Annotated in this window: 23 protein-coding genes and 1 pseudogene; 13 read left to right on the top strand and 11 right to left on the bottom strand. The window is 57.0% G+C overall.

All coding sequences use genetic code 11. The annotated features are described in order from the left end of the window. Nucleotides 1-92: 92 nt before the first annotated feature. The 4 genes from RUA4292_RS01265 (at nucleotide 93) to aspS (ending at nucleotide 4,344) form a co-directional block, all read left to right on the top strand. A complete protein-coding gene (locus RUA4292_RS01265; protein ID WP_058275960.1) occupies nucleotides 93-1,220 on the top strand; it encodes an aminodeoxychorismate synthase component I in 1,128 nt (375 codons plus the stop codon). Further along, nucleotides 1,175-1,822, top strand: coding sequence for an aminotransferase class IV family protein (locus RUA4292_RS01260; protein ID WP_058275959.1), 648 nt, complete (start codon nucleotides 1,175-1,177; stop codon nucleotides 1,820-1,822). The genes RUA4292_RS01265 and RUA4292_RS01260 overlap by 46 nt, the downstream gene beginning before the upstream one ends. Continuing rightward, nucleotides 1,819-2,490, top strand: coding sequence for a CPBP family intramembrane glutamic endopeptidase (locus RUA4292_RS01255; RefSeq protein ID WP_058275958.1), 672 nt, complete (start codon nucleotides 1,819-1,821; stop codon nucleotides 2,488-2,490). The genes RUA4292_RS01260 and RUA4292_RS01255 overlap by 4 nt, the downstream gene beginning before the upstream one ends. Nucleotides 2,491-2,568: 78 nt before the next feature. Continuing rightward, entirely contained in the window at nucleotides 2,569-4,344 is a 1,776-nt protein-coding gene (gene aspS, locus RUA4292_RS01250) for an aspartate--tRNA ligase (protein WP_058275957.1), read from the top strand. A 247-nt stretch (nucleotides 4,345-4,591) separates the two neighbouring features. Here aspS and RUA4292_RS01245 read toward each other — a convergent pair whose 3' ends face one another. Continuing rightward, nucleotides 4,592-5,308 (bottom strand): response regulator, encoded by a 717-nt coding sequence (locus RUA4292_RS01245; protein WP_058275956.1) that lies wholly within the window; start codon nucleotides 5,306-5,308, stop codon nucleotides 4,592-4,594. Nucleotides 5,309-5,442: 134 nt separating this feature from the next. Here RUA4292_RS01245 and mce point away from each other — a divergent pair, with 134 nt between their 5' ends. Then, nucleotides 5,443-5,847 (top strand): methylmalonyl-CoA epimerase, encoded by a 405-nt coding sequence (mce, locus tag RUA4292_RS01240; protein ID WP_058275955.1) that lies wholly within the window; start codon nucleotides 5,443-5,445, stop codon nucleotides 5,845-5,847. 21 nt (nucleotides 5,848-5,868) lie between these two features. Continuing rightward, nucleotides 5,869-6,144, top strand: coding sequence for a DUF1467 family protein (locus tag RUA4292_RS01235; RefSeq protein WP_058275954.1), 276 nt, complete (start codon nucleotides 5,869-5,871; stop codon nucleotides 6,142-6,144). Nucleotides 6,145-6,147: 3 nt separating this feature from the next. Here RUA4292_RS01235 and RUA4292_RS01230 read toward each other — a convergent pair whose 3' ends face one another. Together RUA4292_RS01230 and RUA4292_RS01225 are read right to left on the bottom strand one after the other, a co-directional pair. Continuing rightward, entirely contained in the window at nucleotides 6,148-6,846 is a 699-nt protein-coding gene (locus RUA4292_RS01230) for an EI24 domain-containing protein (RefSeq protein WP_058275953.1), read from the bottom strand. Continuing rightward, nucleotides 6,843-7,421: a nitroreductase family protein gene (locus RUA4292_RS01225; RefSeq protein WP_058275952.1), complete on the bottom strand. Its 579-nt coding sequence runs from the start codon at nucleotides 7,419-7,421 to the stop codon at nucleotides 6,843-6,845. The genes RUA4292_RS01230 and RUA4292_RS01225 overlap by 4 nt, the downstream gene beginning before the upstream one ends. Before the next feature lie 138 nt (nucleotides 7,422-7,559). Between RUA4292_RS01225 and RUA4292_RS25685 the strand changes: the two are divergent. Then, nucleotides 7,560-7,835, top strand: a pseudogene (locus tag RUA4292_RS25685) (DUF167 domain-containing protein). Here the strand turns inward: RUA4292_RS25685 and RUA4292_RS01215 are convergent. Continuing rightward, nucleotides 7,823-8,071 (bottom strand): DUF8831 family protein, encoded by a 249-nt coding sequence (locus RUA4292_RS01215; protein ID WP_058275565.1) that lies wholly within the window; start codon nucleotides 8,069-8,071, stop codon nucleotides 7,823-7,825. The pseudogene RUA4292_RS25685 and the gene RUA4292_RS01215 sit on opposite strands and share 13 nt — an antisense overlap. A gap of 140 nt (nucleotides 8,072-8,211) precedes the next feature. Between RUA4292_RS01215 and RUA4292_RS01210 the strand changes: the two genes are divergently transcribed. The 4 genes from RUA4292_RS01210 to RUA4292_RS01195 all read left to right on the top strand — a co-directional run bounded on the left by RUA4292_RS01210 (nucleotide 8,212) and on the right by RUA4292_RS01195 (nucleotide 9,938). Then, entirely contained in the window at nucleotides 8,212-8,901 is a 690-nt protein-coding gene (locus RUA4292_RS01210) for a M48 family metallopeptidase (protein ID WP_058276049.1), read from the top strand. After that, on the top strand, nucleotides 8,898-9,266 hold the full coding sequence (locus RUA4292_RS01205; RefSeq protein WP_058275951.1) for a YigZ family protein: 369 nt from the start codon (nucleotides 8,898-8,900) through the stop codon (nucleotides 9,264-9,266). Before RUA4292_RS01210 ends, RUA4292_RS01205 begins: the two co-directional genes overlap by 4 nt. Before the next feature lie 68 nt (nucleotides 9,267-9,334). After that, nucleotides 9,335-9,610 (top strand): DUF6455 family protein, encoded by a 276-nt coding sequence (locus RUA4292_RS01200; RefSeq protein WP_058275950.1) that lies wholly within the window; start codon nucleotides 9,335-9,337, stop codon nucleotides 9,608-9,610. A 67-nt stretch (nucleotides 9,611-9,677) separates the two neighbouring features. After that, nucleotides 9,678-9,938 (top strand): DUF6455 family protein, encoded by a 261-nt coding sequence (locus tag RUA4292_RS01195; protein ID WP_058275949.1) that lies wholly within the window; start codon nucleotides 9,678-9,680, stop codon nucleotides 9,936-9,938. Here RUA4292_RS01195 and RUA4292_RS01190 read toward each other — a convergent pair whose 3' ends face one another. Further along, nucleotides 9,939-10,181: a CDGSH iron-sulfur domain-containing protein gene (locus RUA4292_RS01190; RefSeq protein WP_058275948.1), complete on the bottom strand. Its 243-nt coding sequence runs from the start codon at nucleotides 10,179-10,181 to the stop codon at nucleotides 9,939-9,941. A 213-nt stretch (nucleotides 10,182-10,394) separates the two neighbouring features. On the opposite strand from RUA4292_RS01190, the gene RUA4292_RS01185 reads away from it, so the two are divergent. Beyond that, the gene (locus RUA4292_RS01185; protein WP_058275732.1) at nucleotides 10,395-10,583 is read left to right on the top strand and encodes a hypothetical protein; all 189 of its coding nucleotides are present in this window, start codon (nucleotides 10,395-10,397) and stop codon (nucleotides 10,581-10,583) included. A 147-nt stretch (nucleotides 10,584-10,730) separates the two neighbouring features. On the opposite strand, the gene RUA4292_RS01180 is transcribed toward RUA4292_RS01185, so the two are convergent. Together RUA4292_RS01180 and rimO are read right to left on the bottom strand one after the other, a co-directional pair. Further along, complete coding sequence (locus RUA4292_RS01180; RefSeq protein WP_058275947.1) at nucleotides 10,731-11,078, bottom strand: hypothetical protein; 348 nt, start codon at nucleotides 11,076-11,078, stop codon at nucleotides 10,731-10,733. 114 nt (nucleotides 11,079-11,192) lie between these two features. Next, a complete protein-coding gene (rimO, locus tag RUA4292_RS01175) occupies nucleotides 11,193-12,581 on the bottom strand; it encodes a 30S ribosomal protein S12 methylthiotransferase RimO (protein ID WP_058275946.1) in 1,389 nt (462 codons plus the stop codon). A 93-nt stretch (nucleotides 12,582-12,674) separates the two neighbouring features. Between rimO and RUA4292_RS01170 the strand changes: the two genes are divergently transcribed. Then, nucleotides 12,675-14,624 carry an AsmA family protein gene (locus RUA4292_RS01170; RefSeq protein ID WP_058276048.1) on the top strand — a complete coding sequence of 650 codons (1,950 nt, stop codon included), beginning with the start codon at nucleotides 12,675-12,677 and terminating at the stop codon, nucleotides 14,622-14,624. A gap of 56 nt (nucleotides 14,625-14,680) precedes the next feature. Here the strand turns inward: RUA4292_RS01170 and RUA4292_RS01165 are convergent, their stop codons facing one another. The 4 genes from RUA4292_RS01165 to RUA4292_RS01150 are packed head-to-tail and all read right to left on the bottom strand — an operon-like array spanning nucleotide 14,681 to nucleotide 19,242. After that, nucleotides 14,681-16,177, bottom strand: a complete 1,497-nt coding sequence (locus RUA4292_RS01165) for a phosphomannomutase/phosphoglucomutase (protein ID WP_058275945.1) — start codon at nucleotides 16,175-16,177, stop codon at nucleotides 14,681-14,683. Between the two features lie 14 nt (nucleotides 16,178-16,191). Beyond that, nucleotides 16,192-17,025: a 3-deoxy-8-phosphooctulonate synthase gene (gene kdsA / locus RUA4292_RS01160; RefSeq protein ID WP_058275944.1), complete on the bottom strand. Its 834-nt coding sequence runs from the start codon at nucleotides 17,023-17,025 to the stop codon at nucleotides 16,192-16,194. Between the two features lie 5 nt (nucleotides 17,026-17,030). Further along, nucleotides 17,031-18,605 (bottom strand): KpsE/RkpR family capsule polysaccharide export protein, encoded by a 1,575-nt coding sequence (locus RUA4292_RS01155; RefSeq protein ID WP_058275943.1) that lies wholly within the window; start codon nucleotides 18,603-18,605, stop codon nucleotides 17,031-17,033. Beyond that, complete coding sequence (locus RUA4292_RS01150; RefSeq protein ID WP_058275942.1) at nucleotides 18,583-19,242, bottom strand: ABC transporter ATP-binding protein; 660 nt, start codon at nucleotides 19,240-19,242, stop codon at nucleotides 18,583-18,585. The genes RUA4292_RS01155 and RUA4292_RS01150 overlap by 23 nt, the downstream gene beginning before the upstream one ends. Nucleotides 19,243-19,248 lie beyond the last annotated feature (6 nt).

Genomic DNA, 19,248 nt, shown 5'->3' with positions numbered 1-19,248 from the left:
GCAAGGGGGATCGAAAACAGGGGCGAAATTGCCGCTTTCCCCCCTTTCCCTTGGCGGCGTATTCTCTATACCGCGCAGCACGACAAATGAGGATGCAATTGCGTATTCGTTTTGATCAGGGGCCAGCCGGGTCAGGAACCAGTTTTGACCGGCCAGCCGAAATGATCCGCGCGGACAATGCGGAGGACGTGCCCCAAGCGTTGGAGGCGCTGGACGAGGCGCGCGCGCAAGGGGCTTGGTTGGCTGGCTATGCCAGCTATGAGCTGGGGTACGTGCTGGAACCGCGCCTGTCTGAGCGCATGCCAGAAGGCCGCCAGCTGCCTTTACTATGCTTCGGTGTTTATGATCGCCCCATTCAGCGGGAATTGCCGGTTGCATCCGGTGGCGTGACCCAGTTTGAGCCGCGCTGGGACGAGGCGCGGTACACGCAGGCGTTTCAACACGTGCATGACGCCATTGGGGCAGGGGATATCTATCAGGCCAACCTGACATTCCCGATTGATATGACTGTAGAGGGCGATAGCGCCGCGCTTTATGCCGCGCTCACGGCCGGACAGCCCGTTGGTCACGGCGCGCTGATCCAGCAGGATGGTTTGCCCGACCTGCTCAGCCGGTCTCCTGAACTGTTCTTTCGCACGAACGCGGACCGCGGGATCGAAACCCGCCCGATGAAGGGGACCCAACCCCGCAGCGAGGATATGGCTGAAGACGCCCGGCGTCGCGCGTTCCTGGCAGTCGACGAAAAGAACCGGGCTGAAAACCTGATGATCGTCGATCTGTTGCGCAACGATATCAGCCGCGTCGCGATGCCCGGATCCGTCAAAGTGCCCGAGCTGTTCAAGGTCGAAACCTATGCGACCGTGCATCAGATGATCTCGCTGGTGCAGGCGCAGCTGCATATGGGCGCCGAGCTGTCCGATATCCTGACCGCTCTGTTTCCCTGCGGTTCCATCACCGGTGCCCCCAAAATTCGAGCCATGGAGATTCTGTCCGATCTCGAACCTTGGCCTCGCGATGTATATTGCGGTGCAATCGGGTGGGCCGCGCCGGACGGGCGTTCCGAATTCAACGTGGCGATCCGGACGCTGATGGTCGAGGATGGCTCGGCCACCCTCAATGTCGGCGGTGGAGTGATCTGGGACAGCACGGCCCCATCGGAATATGAGGAAGCGTTATGGAAAGCTCGCTTTGCCCACCAGCTGACCCTGACTTCCGCCTGATCGAAACACTCGCCTTTCGACCCGGGCAAGGGTTTGTTCGTCGGGATCGGCATCTGTCCCGAATGGCCCGGTCATCTGCCGCTATGGGCATTCCTTTCGATGCGGGCGCGGCCATCCAAGCACTGGAAACTGTCGTAGGGCAATCACCTTTGCGGTGCCGGCTTACACTGGCAGTTGATGGAACATACGATGTGACCACCGGAGCTTTGGCCGACAACCCACCATTATGGCGGGTCGCGGTCACCGAAATGCGGCTTTCCGCGTCGGATGTTTGGTTGCAGCACAAGACGACACAACGCTCTGTTTATAACACGGCCCGCGCATCGTTGCCTGACGGAATAGACGAATTTCTGTTCCTGAACGAACGTGACGAACTGTGCGAAGGGACCATCACCAACCTGTTCCTGCACATGCCGGACGGCCGCCGTCTGACGCCAAAGCTGACCTGTGGGTTGCTTCCGGGAATTTTGCGTGAAGAACTACTTGATAATAAACAGGTTACCGAAAGCGTCTTGTTATTGACCGATCTGAAAAACGCGGAAAAAGTTTTCGTAGGGAATTCCTTACGTGGCCTGATCCGGGCGGAGTTGGCGGTATTGTGAGCAAACAGAGCGATTGGGCGCATGACGGGGCGCTTCACCTGCGGCTACGGCTGGAGTTCGGTCTGTTCTTTGCCGCAGTACCAGTTCTGATTGCAGTCTTCTTCCCTCCGAATTGGATGTTTCCGTCGCTGTTCACCTTCACGGCCATCGGTATCATCCTGCTCCACTACACACCTGGCTTTGCCTGGGCCGAACTTCGGTACAACTGGCGCAATTGGACGTGGCGCGAGCTCGCTCTCTTCACTGTCGGCATGACGGCGTTTTGCTCGGCGGTCGTTATGGCGATGCGACCGGACGTTGCATTTCGCATGCTTCTCTACCGGCCCGAATTCCTGGTAGTGATCTGGCTGGCGTACCCGATCGCTTCGGCTCTGCCGCAAGAGCTTTTGTTCCGATCACTGTTTTTCCGCCGCTACCAGGCGATCCTTCCAAACGGGAAGGCGGCTTACCTGCTGAACGCGTCCCTGTTTTCGCTGGCCCACCTGATGTACTGGAGCTGGATTGTCGCCGTCATGACCTTTGGCGGAGGGCTGTTGTTCACTTGGGCCTACCGCCAACGCGGGTCGTTTTTTTACGCGGTCCTGCTGCACGCGATTGCAGGGAATGTTATCTTTGCGGCGGGTCTGGGCATCTATTTCTATTCCGGCAACGTGCAAAGGCCGTTTTGACGGCGCGACCTGCCTTGACTTTCCAAGCCTGACAGGGTGTACCGGCGCGACGAATTCTACGCCCGAAGGGATAAATCCATGCATGCCTACCGCAGCCACACCTGCGCCGCACTGACCGCCGCCAATGTCGGTGAAACCGTCCGCCTGTCCGGTTGGGTGCATCGGGTACGAGATCACGGCGGCGTGCTGTTCATCGATCTGCGCGATCATTTCGGTGTGACACAGGTTCTGTGTGATGGCGACAGTGCAGCTTTTGCCGAGCTTGAGAAAGTACGTTCGGAATGGTGTATCCGCATCGACGGCACCGTCAAAGCACGTGACCCGGAACTGGTGAACTCGAAACTGCCGACCGGTGAGATTGAAGTTTACGTGCGGGAGCTTGAGGTTCTGGGCGCGGCTGACGAACTGCCGCTGATGGTGTTCGGAGATCAGGAATACCCCGAGGAAACGCGTCTGCGCTACCGTTACCTGGACCTGCGCCGCGAGGCGATGCAGCAGAACATGACCCTGCGTTCGGACGTTGTCGCCTCGATGCGCAAGCGCATGTGGGATCAGGGTTTCCGCGAATATCAGACGCCGATTATCACCGCATCGTCGCCTGAAGGCGCGCGTGACTTCCTTGTGCCGTCGCGTTTGCACCCGGGCAAGTTCTACGCGCTGCCGCAGGCCCCACAGCAGTTCAAACAGCTGATCATGGTGTCGGGCTTCGACAAGTATTTTCAGATCGCGCCCTGCTTCCGTGACGAAGACCCACGTGCCGACCGCTCGCCCACTGATTTCTACCAGCTTGACCTTGAGATGTCGTTTGTCGAACAGCAGGACGTGTTCGACACGATCCAGCCGGTTCTGACCGGTGTGTTCGAAGAGTTCGGCGGAGGGCGTAAGGTCGATCAGGAATGGCCGCAGATTTCCTACAAAGATGCGGCGCTGTGGTACGGCAGCGACAAGCCCGATCTGCGGAACCCTATCAAAATGCAAGTGGTCTCTGACCACTTCCGCGGGTCTGGCTTCGCGATTTTCGCGAAGCTGCTGGAGCAGGAAGGCACCGAAATCCGCGCCATCCCCGCGCCGACCGGTGGTAGCCGTAAGTTCTGCGACCGCATGAACGCATTCGCTCAGAAAGAGGGTCTGCCCGGCATGGGCTACATCTTCTGGCGCGATCAGGGCGAAGGGATGGAGGCCGCAGGTCCGCTGGCTAAAAACATCGGCCCCGAACGCACCGAGGCCATCCGTCAGCAACTGGGTCTGAGTGTCGGCGATGCGGCATTCTTCCTGGGTGGCAAGCCCAAAGCCTTTGAAAAGGTCGCTGGTAAAGCGCGTGATGTGATCGGTGAGGAACTGAACCTGACCGAGAAAGACCGCTTGGCCTTTGCCTGGATCGTGGATTTTCCGATCTACGAGCAGGACGAAGAATCCGGTGCCATCGACTTTGAACACAACCCGTTCTCGATGCCGCAGGGCGGATTGGAGGCTCTGGAAGGCAATCCTCTGGACGTGCGCGGCTATCAGTACGACCTCGCCTGTAACGGATATGAGCTGGTGTCGGGTGCAATCCGAAACCACAAGCCCGAGATCATGCTGAAGGCCTTTGAGCTGGCAGGCTATGGCGAGGATGAAGTCAAAAGCCGCTTTGGTGCGCTGTTCAACGCCTTCCATTATGGTGCCCCGCCGCACGGTGGCTGCGCCGCTGGTATCGACCGTATCGTGATGCTGCTGGCCGATGAAGCCAACATCCGCGAGGTCATGATGTTCCCCATGAACCAGCGTGCCGAGGACCTGATGATGGACGCACCATCCGATCCGACTTCGGATCAGATGATGGAGCTGGGCCTGCGGATCATCCCTCAGGACTGAGAATGACAAAACCCGCTGCTTACCCTGCAGCGGGTTTTCTCATGGCTTGCGCTTGTGCAAAGGTCATGGCTATGGACCGGTATTCATAGCTTGGTTACAGGTCTGCATAGCCCGTTTGTTGGCGACCTATTCCCATGGGTCCCTAAATGACTTTCGGCTGGAGCGAATATCACGGGCGGTAGCGCGGGTTTGCCAGTAGACCCAAAGGCACAGGATCGTTGCGGTTATGAAGTAAGCGGTCATCATCTCAAATCGCCTCACGCTGTTCCAAACGGGTCTGCAAAATCCCGGCGACCTGAGCGGCCATGGCCGTTATTGGGGTCCCGTCTGCCCGGGGCTCGGCAAGCCGCTGCGCCGCTTCGGCCAAAACCGTATCCTCGGCATCGCGGGCAACCCCGCGCGGAAACTGTGCCGCGTAATCCAGCGTGCGCTGATCATTCGGACCAGCCAAAATGTCGGCGATATGGGCCACGTCATCCTGATAGGCCAACGGATCGGCGTTAATGATTTCATCCCGGACGGCATGCAGGCTGCTGGGGCGGCGATCTTCGGGCAAACGTTCCAGAACGGATGTCTGGAAATAGGTCAGCGATTTGAGGGGTTTTTCCAGAAAACCGTCGGCACCGGCCCGCATTGCGGTGCGTTTCATGTGGTCATCCCCGGACATGCCAAGAATGGCCCCAATACGGGGCGCAGCCTCAGACAGATCGGCGATCAGATCCGCGCCGGACCCGTCCGGCAGACCCATGTCTACAATGATGACAGAGGGGCGGTAGATCTGCAGGTGACGCCGTGCCGATTGCAGGCAATCCGCCCGCCTGATGCGCGCGCCGCTGTGCAGGCACATCAAGCGGATGGCGTCGCAGGCATAGCGGCTGTCATCCACAACCAGAATAGTTTGTCCCAGCAGGGGCCGCTTGGCCGTCGGCTGCGCGGGAGAGGCGAAGGGGCTCGAATCGTCCATGGCGGAACTCCTAATCAGCAGATACCTCACGCTAGCAACTTCTGGCTAACAGGGCGTTAACGGCAATTTGGCGCACTTGTTCTTTGTTCAATCTGCCCCCATAACCGCTGCAACGCAGAATAGAGGAGAGTTCCATGATTGGTCGACTGAACCACGTAGCCATTGCCGTACCCGATCTTGAGGCCGCCTCGGAGCAGTACCGCAACGCGCTGGGCGCGAAAGTCGGCGCGCCACAGGATGAGCCGGATCACGGCGTCACAGTTGTGTTCATCGAACTGCCCAATACCAAGATCGAACTGCTCTATCCGATGGGCGATGACAGCCCGATCAACGGGTTTCTGGAAAAGAACCCCGCTGGCGGCATCCACCATGTCTGCTATGAGGTCGAGGATATCATCGCTGCCCGCGATCACCTGAAGGAAACCGGCGCACGCGTGCTGGGTTCGGGTGAGCCCAAGATCGGTGCGCATGGTAAACCGGTGCTGTTCCTGCACCCCAAAGATTTTAACGGCTGCCTGGTCGAGCTGGAACAGGTGTAACCTAACCCCGGAGGGGATGAGATGTCGATTACTGGTGCGGCCGTTCTGTTCGCCGTGATCTGGTTCATGACCTTGCTGGTGGTGCTGCCAATCCGCATCAAGACGCAGGGCGATCTGGGTGATATCGTTCCAGGCACCCACGCGGGCGCACCGGAAGAGCATCACCTGAAGAAAAAGATGTGGATCACCACCGGTATCACGGTGGTGCTCTGGGCCATTATAGCAGGCATCATCCTGTCCGGCGTGATTTCTGTGCGTGATTTCGACTGGTTGAACCAGCTGGAGCCGCACGGCTGATCTTTAAGCCATAGGCCCTGATAGCTTGTGGTAGATATGGGTGAACGTTGCGACGCCAAGGATTGGGATCACAAGGTTCACCAAGGGCACGGATAGCGGGATCGCCATCAAAATGCCTGCCATCCAGATGGTTGTTGCGTGTTTGGCGCGCAGCTTACGTGCACCTTCCCGACCCAACCTGCGCATGGCAGCCAACGTAAAGTATTCCCGTCCCAACAAGAAACCGTTCATGCCCCAGAAGATGAAGGGGGTGAGCGGAGTAAAGATCGCATAGAGGATCAGGGCCAGCAGATTGGCAACGATCAGAACCCCCATGAAGCTCAGCCCGTCGCGCAGGCTTTCGCTGAATGGAATGCCGGGCACAGCAGGCAAAGATGGGTAATGCTTGTCTTCGACCGCTTGCGCAACGTCTTCCAGAAACATCGACGTAATCGCCGAGGCCACCGGAACCATCAGAAATACGGGCAGGATCAGGACGACAAAGATGCCGGAATAGTTCAGCACGTCGTTCAGCCACGGCACGGCACCGATAAAGGGCAGAGAGATCTCGTTCCCCGACAGCCGGTTGATCAGCCAGATTGCCAAAGCACAAGCGGCGATCAGCAAAACGATCGTCAGACCAACGCCGCGCAATAGGACAGCCCGGAACTTTGGGTCGCCGATTTGTCCCAGCGCTGCAAAAAAGGCGTTGAGAATGGTCATTCCGAAACCCACTGAGTCAACCCATCCACGTCAGGGCGGGGTCTTTCGGGCGGTGCTTTGCCCTCGGTCGCGATATGGACCAGACCCGCGACGCGTTCGTTTTCTTGCAGCCCGAACGCTTTTTGGCAAAAGTCGCGGTCGTGGGTCTGCCAACCGGACAGCCAGTTTGCGCCCCACCCCGCAGCTAGTGCCGCGTTCAGCAAAGCCAGGCACACTGCGCCAGCGGAATAGGTCTGTTCGATTGCAGGGATTTTCGCGGAGGGTTTTTGAACCTCGATCACGGCGACCGCCAGATGGCCCATGTCGAACTGGTTGCGGGCCTTGGCTATGTCCTCAACGGATTTACCCAGCGCCGAGCCACATTCTTCGGTCAATTGCGCAAGGCGCGGCATGGCACTTTTCTCAAGCACGATAAAACGCCAGGGTTCCAGCTTGCCATGATCCGGGCTGCGTGCAGCGGCGGTCAGCAGGGGCAACAGCTGGTCCCGCGTGGGGGCGGGTTCAATCAGCGTTTTTGCAGGGCGCGAACGGCGCGATTGCAGAAACTCCAGAGCGGCCGGATTCTTCAAGGACATATGTTAACTTCCTTTACATAGGCGGTTGTGTATGTGGTTGAACATCTGGCGGGTTTCAAGGGCAAGTGGCTGGATGCAGGAGATCAATTTCACTCCCTGAGCGTTCGTGCAAGGGTGTTCAAGAAGAAGAGAGGGAAGATGGCCAAACCAAAGCTGCGAAATGTACCGGATCTGAGTGCGCGCGCCGTACCCGATGAAGGGATCGAGGTCCGGGTCACGCCGAAAGCTGCGAAGGATGGGATTTTGACCGATCAGTGAAACATTCGCATCTTCGTTACCGCGCCGCCCGAAAACGGCAAGGCAAACGAGGCGGTGCGTAACATATTGGCCGTGGCCATGGGGGTGGCACCGTCTACTCTGATCCTCAGGCGGGGGCAGGCGTCGCGTGACAAGGTATTTGTCTATTTCCCCTGATCCGGTGTTTCCCGGATTTGGTACACGCCTTCCGGCAAATCTAAAGCCGCCGCCAGATCGCGCACCTGTTCAGGGGATAACGTGATCCTCTGAATCTGATCCGTGCGCGGGTCCAATTGTTCTAGCGTCACACATTCGGCGAAGCTGTTGATGACGACATCCTCTTGCAAAGGCTTGGGGCCTTCGTCCACCAGAGTAATGACTGTCGAGTCGAATTCATGCTCAATCGAAAACATGAAAGCAGAGTGCAGGTCAGCCGAATGCAATGCAACCCGTAGCTTACCAATCGGGCTGTGGTGATTGGCGCGGCTCCGCGCTATGGTCGTGAAAACGGGCCGACCGTTTCAAAGGATTATGAATGTATCGTCTGATCTGTATGTTTCTTCCTCTTTTTCTGGCGGCCTGTAGTGCTGGCGAGATGCGATTGCAGCCCGCGACCCAATGGTCGGGGACCTTGGGCGAGTATCAGGTAGAGGCGGCTGCGGTTCGGGATGTCAGCCGCTCCATCGGCAAGGAAGCCCGGGCAGAGTGTCTGAAGCGGGCCAAAGTCAAAAATTGTGATTTCACGGTTCTTGTTGATCTCAATCCACAAGCGGAAGCGAATGCGTTTCAGACCTTGGATGACAGGGGCCAGCCGGTGATCATAATGACCCGATCCATGATTCAGTCGGCGCAAAATCCAGATGAGCTGGCTTTTGTACTCGGGCACGAGACTGCTCATCATCTGCTGCGTCACATTCCGCGCCAGGCCGAAAACGCGCAGGAAAGCGCAGTCATATTCAACAATCTGGGCAAGCTCTTTGGAGAAGAGGGAGAAGACCTGGAGCGCACGCAGAAAATTGGGGCGGAAGTGGGTGTGCAATTGAATGTTAAGGCTTTCGAGCTAGAGGCTGACCAGTTGGGCACAATCATTACCTACAATGCCGGATATAACCCGTTGATCGGTGCAAAGTACTTTGACCGCATCCCGGACCCGGAGGACAGTTTTCTCGCGTCACATCCGCCGAATGCGCAACGTGTGCAGATGGTTCAGAACACGGCCCGAAAACTTGGGTTGACGCAATGACCCAAATAGCAAGGCTGGGCCTAATCCTGACGGATCGTGGATCGAAATACGCGGTGTCGGGGGCTGCTGTGCAAACGCGCGAGGACGTGGATGCCGTGCTGCAAGACCTCAAGTCCGACAAAGCCTATGCCAAGGCGACGCATAATACCTGGGCGGCGATCTTGCCGACGGGGGCCCTCAAGGCCGACGACGGCGAAAGTGGTGCCGGAATGGTCATCGTGCGCATGCTCGAAAGGGCTGGACTGGAGGGCCACGTCATCATAGTCACCCGCTGGTACGGGGGCAAAAAACTGGGCGGTGACCGCTTTCGCAGGGTGCAGGACGCCACCCGCGCCTATCTGGAGCATATCGGCGCCGGGTCTTGACCTGAGTCAAATGCCTGTTCGGGCCGCTGCGCTATCCTGCCAGAACTGTGCGACAGGGAGACAGCGCAATGCTTGGCAAAAATACTCTGAAACGACATGCGGAACTGGTAGACCAGATGGCAACCCACGTCGGGGTCGACCTGGAAGATGCGGCCATAGGCGGCGACGTCTCGATTGACCAGATCTCTGATGCGGTCCTGCGTTGCAGAGATTGTTCGAACCCAGATCATTGCGCGCAATTTCTGGCACAATCTGCCCAAGACCAGAAAACGCCAGAATATTGCAGGAACACGGCCCTGTTTGACCGCCTCACTTCGCTGTCGGAAAGCAAACACGACGGCTAGGAAAAAATAATGTCCCGCCATCGCCGCGTTTGACGGCGCTTCGTGCAAACAAAAGGCAGATCTGCCAATGACCCGAGATATTCTGGGCGAAGTAGAGAAACACTTTTGGCTAACCCGGTCGGTGGCCAGATGTATGGATGTTTCGTTGACCGAAGCGATGGCCGAGGGGCGGTTGACCACCAACGGTTATGCGGAAATCGTGACGCGCTGTCGTGCCTCTGGGTGCAGCGACCAATGCGAATTGTGGCTGTCGAAACAACAGGTCAAAGCCAATTCGGCCCCTGAATTCTGCGCTAATGCGGAAACGCTGAACGCTTTGAAGACTTAGTCAGAGCTTGGAATGCGAACCGTCGCACAGCGGCGGATTGGCCGTTTGTTTGCACCCGCAAAAGAACACTTTATTGCTGGTCTCGGCAGTAAACTTCACCGGCTCATACTGGGTTCCCTTGTGTGAACCATCGCAGAAGGGCTGACGCTCTGACTTGCCACAGGCACACCAGAAATAGGTTTTCCCTTCGGTCACTTGGACCGGGTAGGGGGCTTTTTGGGCAGGTTTCGGCTGATCTGACATGTGGCTGCTCCGCTTTTGGCTAATGTCGTGAAACAACTATAAGGCCTTCGCGCGCGGCGGGTAGAGCGCTTTTTTTCTTTATACAGCAGCATGGTTTTGCCGCTCTCACAAATCCGTGATTGATTTTGTTGCAATAATTTCAACGAGGTCGTATTTTGAGGCTGGCCCCAGATAATAGGGCAATATGAGAAAATTTTTAGAGGAATGACGGACATGAAACTTAAATTTGCTGCCGTTAGCGCAATTGCCCTGGTTCTAGCTGCATGCTCGCAGCAGGAAGAGCCGACGCCGGTTTACATCACGCCTGAATACGACAAGTTCGGCACACCGAGCTGCCCGGCTGGAACCGAGTTGGCCACGACCGAAGCGGGACAGACCATCTGTAACCCGGTCGCACAATAAGAATTCCGCGGGCGGTCTTGGTTGGGCCGCCCGCTTACTCAACACAGCCGACCGCCCTTGTTGGGCGGTTTTTTTATGTCCGCTTCATGCCGACGCGGGCTCGGATCTGAATGCACCGAAAATGGGCAATCATCGCCTCACCAGTCGTCAATATCCGTGTCCAAATGACTTGCGGTGATCGTGTTGACGCTTTGACCCGTACCGTGGCGCATAAAGGTAGCGATAGGATTTCTTTTTTAGCTTTTGCTGAACGTAGGGCGCGTTCTTAGGAACCGGTTTTGGGTGGTAGACTTTGGGTGTGTAGACTTTCGGAGAGTAATAGTGCCGGTGAATGCGGATATTGTTGCGGTTATGAGCATTCTGCGATTTTGACCCAACAACAAATTGGCCGCTCGTTCCAACGGTGATGCTGCCTGCGGTAGCCGGGACGGCAAGAAGTTGGGACGCAAGTATCGCGGCCATGCAATTGAAAGAGATGGCACGAAGGTACGCCATGAAAACCCTCCTTCTAGCGAGTTGAGGTTTTCATTCATGGTCCGGGAAAATCCCGTCTCAAGCCAATAAACTTAAATCACGCTCTGCCTATCGAGGGTGAACGGCACATTAGGCTTAGGTGCGTGTGCCCCATAAATCGTATTCGCCGGCCTCATCGATCTCGACCGACACGATGTCACCAGGCTTCAGGTCATCAAAACCCTCATCAATGAACAGGTTTCCGTCGATCTCGGGCGCGTCTGACTTGGTTCGACAGGTGGCGGCTTCGTCATCAATCTCGTCCACGATCACGTCGATGGTCTGGCCAACCTTGGCGGCCAGCTTAGCCTCGGAGATGGCCTGCGCTTTCTCCATGAAGCGGTCCCAACGCTCTTGCTTTACCTCGGCTGGAACGTGATCTGGCAGGTCGTTCGACCGTGCGCCATCGACATTTTCGTATTGAAAACAACCGATACGATCCAGTTGCGCTTCGTCCATCCAATCCAGAAGGGTCTGGAACTCGACATCAGTCTCGCCCGGATAACCTACGATAAAGGTCGACCGCAGCGTGATGTCTGGGCAGGTTGCGCGCCATGCGGCGATCTCGTCCAAAGTTTTGGCTGCCGCTGCCGGGCGCGCCATGCGTTTCAGAACGTCCGGATGGGCATGCTGGAACGGAATATCCAGATAGGGCAGGATGTTGCATCCGGCGTCTGCCATCAGGGGGATCAACTCGCGAACATGCGGGTAGGGGTAGACATAGTGGAGCCGAACCCAGGCATCCAACTGTCCCAACTCACGCGCCAGATCGGTGATGTGGCTGCGCACCTCGCGATCCTTCCACGGGTTCACGTCGTATTTCCGATCCAACCCATAGGCGGATGTGTCCTGCGAGATCACCAGCAATTCACGCACGCCATTGTCGACCAGCTTTTCAGCTTCGCGCAGTACAGCATGGGCCGGACGGCTGGCGAGTTTCCCACGCATGTCGGGGATGATGCAGAACTTGCATTTGTGGTTACAGCCCTCGGAAATCTTGAGATAACTGTAATGGCGGGGGGTCAACTGTACGCTTGCAGCGGGCAGCAGGTCCACAAACGGATCAGGATCGGGCGGCACGGCCGCATGCACCGCATCCAGCACCTGCTCGTATTGGTGCGGGCCGGTAACGGCCATGATACGTGGGTGATGTTCGCGGACGTAATCCGGTTCCGCGCCCAGACAACCGGTCACGATGACTTTGCCATTCTCCACCAATGCCTCACCAATTGCGTCTAGCGACTCGGCCTTGGCACTGTCGAGAAACCCGCAGGTATTCACGATCACGGCATCCGCGCCTGAATAGTCGGGCGAGATGCCGTACCCTTCGGCACGCAGGCGCGTCAGAATGCGCTCACTATCGACCAAAGCCTTGGGGCAGCCCAAAGAGACCATACCGATGGTCGGCTGGTTCGAACGTGGCGTCTCGGGCATCCGGGCGGCAGGCGCCAGGTCGGGGCGGAGGTTTGGCGGGTTCGTTGTCATTGCGCGGCATATAGTGGGGAACGCTTCCCCTTGCAAATGCGGCGCAGGCTTTGGATGATCTTTTTAACGCATGGAAAAGGCGGAGAGCAGAATATGAAGTGGCTGTTGCGCATAGTTTTCCTGTTGGTGGCGGTTTTTGGCTTGGTCATCGGGGCCTTGCTGCTGATGCCCGGCGAAAAGCTGGCCACCATATTGGCCGAGCAGGTCCGCACGCAGACCGGGCGTGACCTGAAGCTTACGGGCGATGTGAACCTGTCTTTCTGGCCCGTGCTGGGGCTGGAAACCGGTCCGGTGACTTTTGGAAATCCACAATGGGCCGGTTCTGAACCAATGCTGAGCGCCGAAAGCCTGGCCGTGGGGGTTGATGCTGCCGCGCTGATCTCCGGGGACCTGCGCATCAAACGGGTGGTCGCCGATAATCCGGTTCTGTGGTTGGAACTTTCGGATGGGCGTGGGAATTGGGAACTTTCGGCACCCGCAAACGCAGCCTCGGCGGGGGCCGCAAGTGGCGCGGTCCCGCAAGGGCAGCAGGGCGAGGTGACGCTGGATCATCTGAAGCTGACGAATGCACGTTTGGTCTATATCGAAAACGGCGCAACTAAATTCGATTTTGCCAATGTCGATCTGACGGCCAGTTGGCCGAACGTTTCAGCGCCTCTGCAGGTTCAGGCTCAGATGGCGGTGCCCGGGGGGGCGGTCGATGTCGACCTCAAGATTCAAGATCTGCCAGCTTACGCGTCCGGCGCGGTAACGCCGCTGGATTTGACCATGACCGCGCCCGGAGGAGAGTTCGGTTTTGCAGGCCGGGTCAATCTGGCTGGTGAAATGGATGGCAGATTGCTGGCCAAAACGACGAACACTGAACGTATGCTGGCTGCTTTTGGTCAGGCCGGTGTTGGGGTGCCGTTGGGACTGGGGCGCGAGGCCGATGTGGCTGGGCAGATGACCTATACCAGTGATGGTCGGGTATCTTTACGCAACTTGGTGGCGTTGCTGGATAATAATCGCCTGACTGGTGAGGCAGATATCGTTATCTCGGACCCGCCGCAGATTACCGCACGACTGGAAGGCAGTGACCTAGATCTTACTCAATTCAATGATACGCCTGGTGGCGCTGGCGGAGGGTTGGCGCCGTCGCCTGACCAAGGGTGGTCGACCACCCCGATTGATGCGTCTGCGCTGGCCTTGGCGAATGGCAAAATCCGCCTCAAAGCCAATTCTATTGCCTTACCGGGTCTGACGCTGGGACGCAGCGACCTGACGCTTAACCTTGATCGATCCAGAGCGGTTCTTCAGATGAACCCTGCCACATTGTTTTCAGGGCATCTGAACGGGCAAGTGGTTGCCAACAACCGGAACGGTTTGTCGGTCGGCGGCAATCTGACCGCGGATGGCATGGACGTACAGCAAGCTCTGTCCGCCCTTGGCGGGATCGAGCGGTTGTCCGGCACCGGATCAGGGTCGTTTGAGTTTCTGGGAGTTGGACAGACCGAGGATCAGATCATGCGTTCACTCAGCGGCAAGGGGCGTGTGGATGTGGGCAAGGGCGTGATCTCGGGGTTTGATCTGGACCGCCTGATGGGACGCAGCGGGGGCGAGCGCGGCACAACCGTGTTCAACAGCTTGTCTGCCAGCTTCACCATGGATCAAGGGGTGTTGTGGAACAACGACCTGTTGATGTCGCTGGATAACTTCCGGGCCGACGGGTCCGGTCAGGTCGGAATCGGCAACCGCGATATCGACTATCTTTTCACACCTGTGGCGCTGCGCGCGAATTCGGGAAACGGCATCGCGGTACCAGTGAAAATTGTCGGGCCGTGGAGCAACCCGTCGATCAAGCCGGATCTAACCAAAGTCATCGAAGCTGTTGCTGAAGGAAAGGCCAAAGAGCTTGAAGATGAGGCCAAGCAGAAAGTTTTGGACAAGGTCGGGGACGAGCTGAATACGACGATTACGGACAGCGATCAGATCGAAGACGCGATCAAAAACAAACTGGGAGACGAAGTGAACAAGGGGCTGCTGAAGCTGTTTGGCGGCAACTAAAAAGCGCCAATACGCAAGGGCGTCGGGGCAGAAGGTGCCCCGAAACGCAGTAGCACTTAGATGGTCTGATCGTAGTCGCCCACACCGGGTTCCGTGCGAATGACCGCGTCGATATCGCCAAAGATTGCGCGCATTTCATCCTCGCTCTCGCTGCTTTCGCAGACCACGACAAGGTTCGGAGTGTTCGAGGATGCGCGCACCAAACCCCAGCTGCCATTGTCCAGAATGACACGGGCGCCGTTGACGGTGACGACCTCTTTAATCGCGCGACCGGCAAAACTGTCTCCGGCATCTGCTTTTGCAACCAGCTTGTCGACCAGCCGCTGAAGAATGTCATATTTCTCGGTATCGGCCGCATAGGGCGACATGGTCGGAGTCGACCAGGTTTTTGGCAGCGCCTTGCGCAGGTCCGACATGCTTTGATCCGGATTGCGATCCATCAGCTTGCAGATTTCAACGGCGACGCGCATCCCGCAGTCGTAGCCGCGCCCGATAGGTTCAGCCAGAAAGTAATGACCAGACTTCTCAAAGCCGGCCAGCGCGTTGATCTCTTTGACCCGACGCTTCATGTGGCTGTGGCCGGTTTTCCAATAATCCGCTTTGACACCAAGGGCCTGCAATTCGGGGTCGCTGGCAAACAGACCAGTGGATTTCACATCTGCCACAAAGGTCGAGTTCGGATACAATTTGGCCAGATCACGGGCCATGATCACACCGACCTTGTCGGCGAAGATCTCTTCCCCCTCATCATCCACAACACCGCAGCGGTCGCCGTCGCCGTCAAAGCCCAGAGCCAGGTCAGCACCGCTGGCTTTCACAGAGGCGGACATGTCGTGCAACATCTCCATAGCCTCGGGGTTGGGGTTATAGTGGGGGAAAGTGTAATCCAATTGGGTGTGGCTGGGCACCATTTCGACGCCAATGCGCTCGAAAATCTCAGGCGCAAAGGCCGAAGCTGTTCCGTTTCCGGTTGCGCATACGACTTTCAGGGTACGGGACATTTTGAAATCACCGACCAGATCGTCGATATAGGCTTCTTTTACGCCCTCGACGAATTCGTAGGACCCACCGTCGTGGATGACGCCTTCGCCGTTCAGGACAATGTCACGCAATTCCGACATCTCATCGGGGCCGTGGGTCAGCGGGCGGTCAAAGCCCATCTTCACCCCTGTCCAGCCGTTCGGGTTGTGGCTGGCTGTGACCATGGCCACGGCTGGCACATTCAAATGGAATTGCGCGAAATAGGCCATTGGGCTAAGCGCAGGGCCAATATCTTTGACCTGAATGCCAGCCTGCATCAGCCCCAGGATCAGCGCATTCTTGATCGCCAGCGAGTAGTCGCGATAGTCGTTGCCCACCGCGATCACCGGTTCGATCCCACGCTTGCGCATCTGTGTGCCCAGACCCAGACCAAGCGCGGTCATGCCGGGCAGGTTGATCTCTTCCGGGTATTTCCAGCGCGCGTCATATTCGCGAAAGCCGGTTGGCTTGATCATCGGATCGCGCAGAAAACTCCAGGTGTTCGGTGTCACCTCTGGGATGGGTTTGGTCATGCTATTGCTCTTACTCAAATCTGTATAGGATTGGCTTTGGCCAATGCATCAAAGCGCATCAAAGTGTCAATCAATTGAGGCATTTGGTCCAGATAGATCATGTTAGGTCCGTCTGACGGAGACTTGTCCGGGTCTTCGTGTGTTTCAATAAACACAGCACCGACGCCTATGGCGGCAGCTGCGCGCGCCATCACCGGAGCAAATTCACGCTGACCGCCGGTCGAACCTCCAAGCCCTGCAGGCTGCTGAACCGAGTGGGTTGCGTCCATCACAACCGGATAACCTGTCGCCGCCAACTGCGGGAGCGAGCGCATATCTGTCACTAAGGTGTTGTACCCAAACGAAGTGCCACGTTCTGTCAGCAGAATTTTCGAGTTACCAACACTCTCAATCTTGGCGACAATGTTCGCCATATCCCATGGTGCCAGAAATTGCCCTTTTTTGACATTGATCGCCGCGCCTGTTTGGGCTGCGGCCAACACCAGGTCGGTTTGACGGCACAATAAAGCGGGAATCTGCAAAACATCACAAGCATTGGCCGCGTCTGCGCATTGCTCTGGCGTATGTACGTCAGTCAGGACAGGCACCCCAATTTGTTTTTTCACACCATCCAGAATGTCCAGACCTTTGGCAATTCCGGGTCCACGGACTCCTGAAATTGAGGTGCGGTTCGCCTTGTCATATGAGGCCTTAAAAACGTACTGCGCACCGGCGGCATCACAGGCTTCTTTCATTTTGCCTGCGATCATCTGCGCATGATCCGCGCTTTCAAGCTGACAGGGGCCGGCAATGATCGTCAGAGGCAGATCATTGCCGACCGTGAGGTCGGAGATTTTTACATGTTTCATGTGTCTTACGAGGATACCTGTTCACGAAGGACCGACGCGGTAAGCGAGATCAACAGGTAGATACCAGCAAACAACAGAAAAGCCAAAATCGTATTTTCGAACTTGCGCGGATAGGTGGGTTCCTGACTGGGCACCGGCCTCACGGACACTGTCAGATAGCGCACTTTGCGGTTTGCTTCAGTCCGTGTGGTTTCCATTTGCTGCATAGCCGTCTGCAGTATCATATCCCTGGCAACAAGATCGGCCTGCGCCATTTGAATTCGTACACTGAGCCGGGCAAGCGAGTTTTCGCCTGCTGACACATCCAGCATTTCCGCGTTGAGTTCTGCCAACACAGCCTCAAATCGCGCGATGTCCGCACGGGCACCATCCACCTTGGCCTGGTTCGGTCGACGATTGTCCAGCAATGCGGCCAATTGTAGTTCTTTGTCCTGAATCTGCGTTTCCATGGCGTCTATGCGGCCACGCAAGCTGGCGATGACGTTCTGAGGGTCCAGCAACGCGCCTTGAATCTGAAGTTCGATCAGATCTTCCTGCGCTTTTCTGCGTTCCTGCTGGGCCATTTCAAAACCATCCAGCGCATCGCGCATCTGGTCTTCACGCTTGAGTTCTGAAAGCCCGTTTATGGTTTCTTCGGCGTAGGACAGAAGACGGTCAGAGATGGCCACCGAAATCTGCGGATCAGGGGCTGCGACTTCCATCCGGATTATGCCGTCGCTCGGGTCGTATCCGATGGTGATCATACGTCGGAAGAGCTTGTAAGCCTCTTCCAGCGTGGCGTCCGGCGAAAGCCGTTGAATAGGATCGATCCACTCCTGCTTGAAAATTTCTTCAAAACCCATGTCATGCTCAAGCCTCAGCAAGGCATCCTTGGACTCCAGAAATTCCTGTGTGGCGACAGAATCCTGCGCGGTGGCGTATTGTGTACCCGCCAAAAACCCGCCAAACGATGCCCCGCCGCCGTCCGCCTGAAGGATCGAGAAGGCCGAGTCGCTGGCATACATGGGTGTCGCCACGCGGTAGAAATAGAACCCGACAATAAAGGTGGGCAGGAAGACGAAAACCGCAAGGCGGGCAAACAGGGCAAGCAGTTTGCGACGGCGGCGGCGGGCGATGTCTTTCTGTATTTCGCCAATTTCAAACTCGCGCCGTTGCGTAGGGGACATCTCGGGCCCGGGCAGGGTCTTTCCACCTTCACTGACCGTTTGCGGCAAATGAATCGTGACCTTGTCCTTGGCTTGATCCTCGGTCTGTGCCGTTTCACCGGCCATCCCCAGCAAATTGGCGCGATGAAACGGATCGATGCCCTTTTGGCGCAGCAAACGCACCGCATCATAGTCCGAGGTCGCCTCTAGGCCGTTCTTTTGCGCCAGTCTGCGTGCCAACCGCAATTGGCGTCCGGTCAGTCCCTCGCGTTTGATGGCGTCAATCTCGGTATTGGACACCGAGTCATTGGCCGCAGTGGGTGGCTGGGTCGCGTTGCGAATGCGTGAAATGGCATCAGCGCGGTCTTCTTCCGTTCCCGCGTTGCGGCGGTTGCGGCGCCAATTGTAGATGCTAACCTTGGGTTTGGTAGTCATATAGCTGCTTTGCCTCTTCCAAGGTGTCGAACATGTAAAGCTGGCCATCCATCAAAACGGCAGCCTCTTGCGCAAATTTCTCCAGAACGGAGGGGCTGTGCGACACGATCACCATTGTAGTCGTGCGTAGTTTTTCCCGAAGGATGTCGCCGGCCTTCCTGTTGAATTCCACATCCGTCGACGCCGGCATCCCTTCGTCAATCAGGTACATGTCAAAATCAAGCGCCAACATCAGAGCAAATGTAAAGCGCGCTTTCATACCGCTGGAGTAAGTGGCCAGAGGTTGGTTGAAATACTCCCCCAATCCGCATAGCCATTTGCAGTAGGCCTCGACGTAATCGGGGTCCATCCCGTAGATGTTGGCGACGTAGCGCGCGTTTTCCAGGGCGGACAGTTTGTTTGCGACACCTCCGGTGAAACCCATAGGAAAAGACACGCGGCAGGACTTTCGAATCACGCCTTCATCGGGCTTTTCCAGGCCGGCCATCATATTGATCAAGGTGGTCTTGCCGGTTCCGTTAGGTGCAAGAATGCCAATCGAACGGCCCAATTGAACCCGAAACGAGACACTGTCCAGGATCACCTTGCGGCGTGTCCCGGTCCAGAAGGACTTACTGACATTTTCAAACTCAAGCATTGAGGG

Origin of the sequence: Ruegeria atlantica (assembly GCF_001458195.1) — a bacterium.
GTDB classification, from domain to species: domain Bacteria; phylum Pseudomonadota; class Alphaproteobacteria; order Rhodobacterales; family Rhodobacteraceae; genus Ruegeria; species Ruegeria atlantica.
This window is presented reverse-complemented; position numbering and strand designations above follow the sequence as displayed.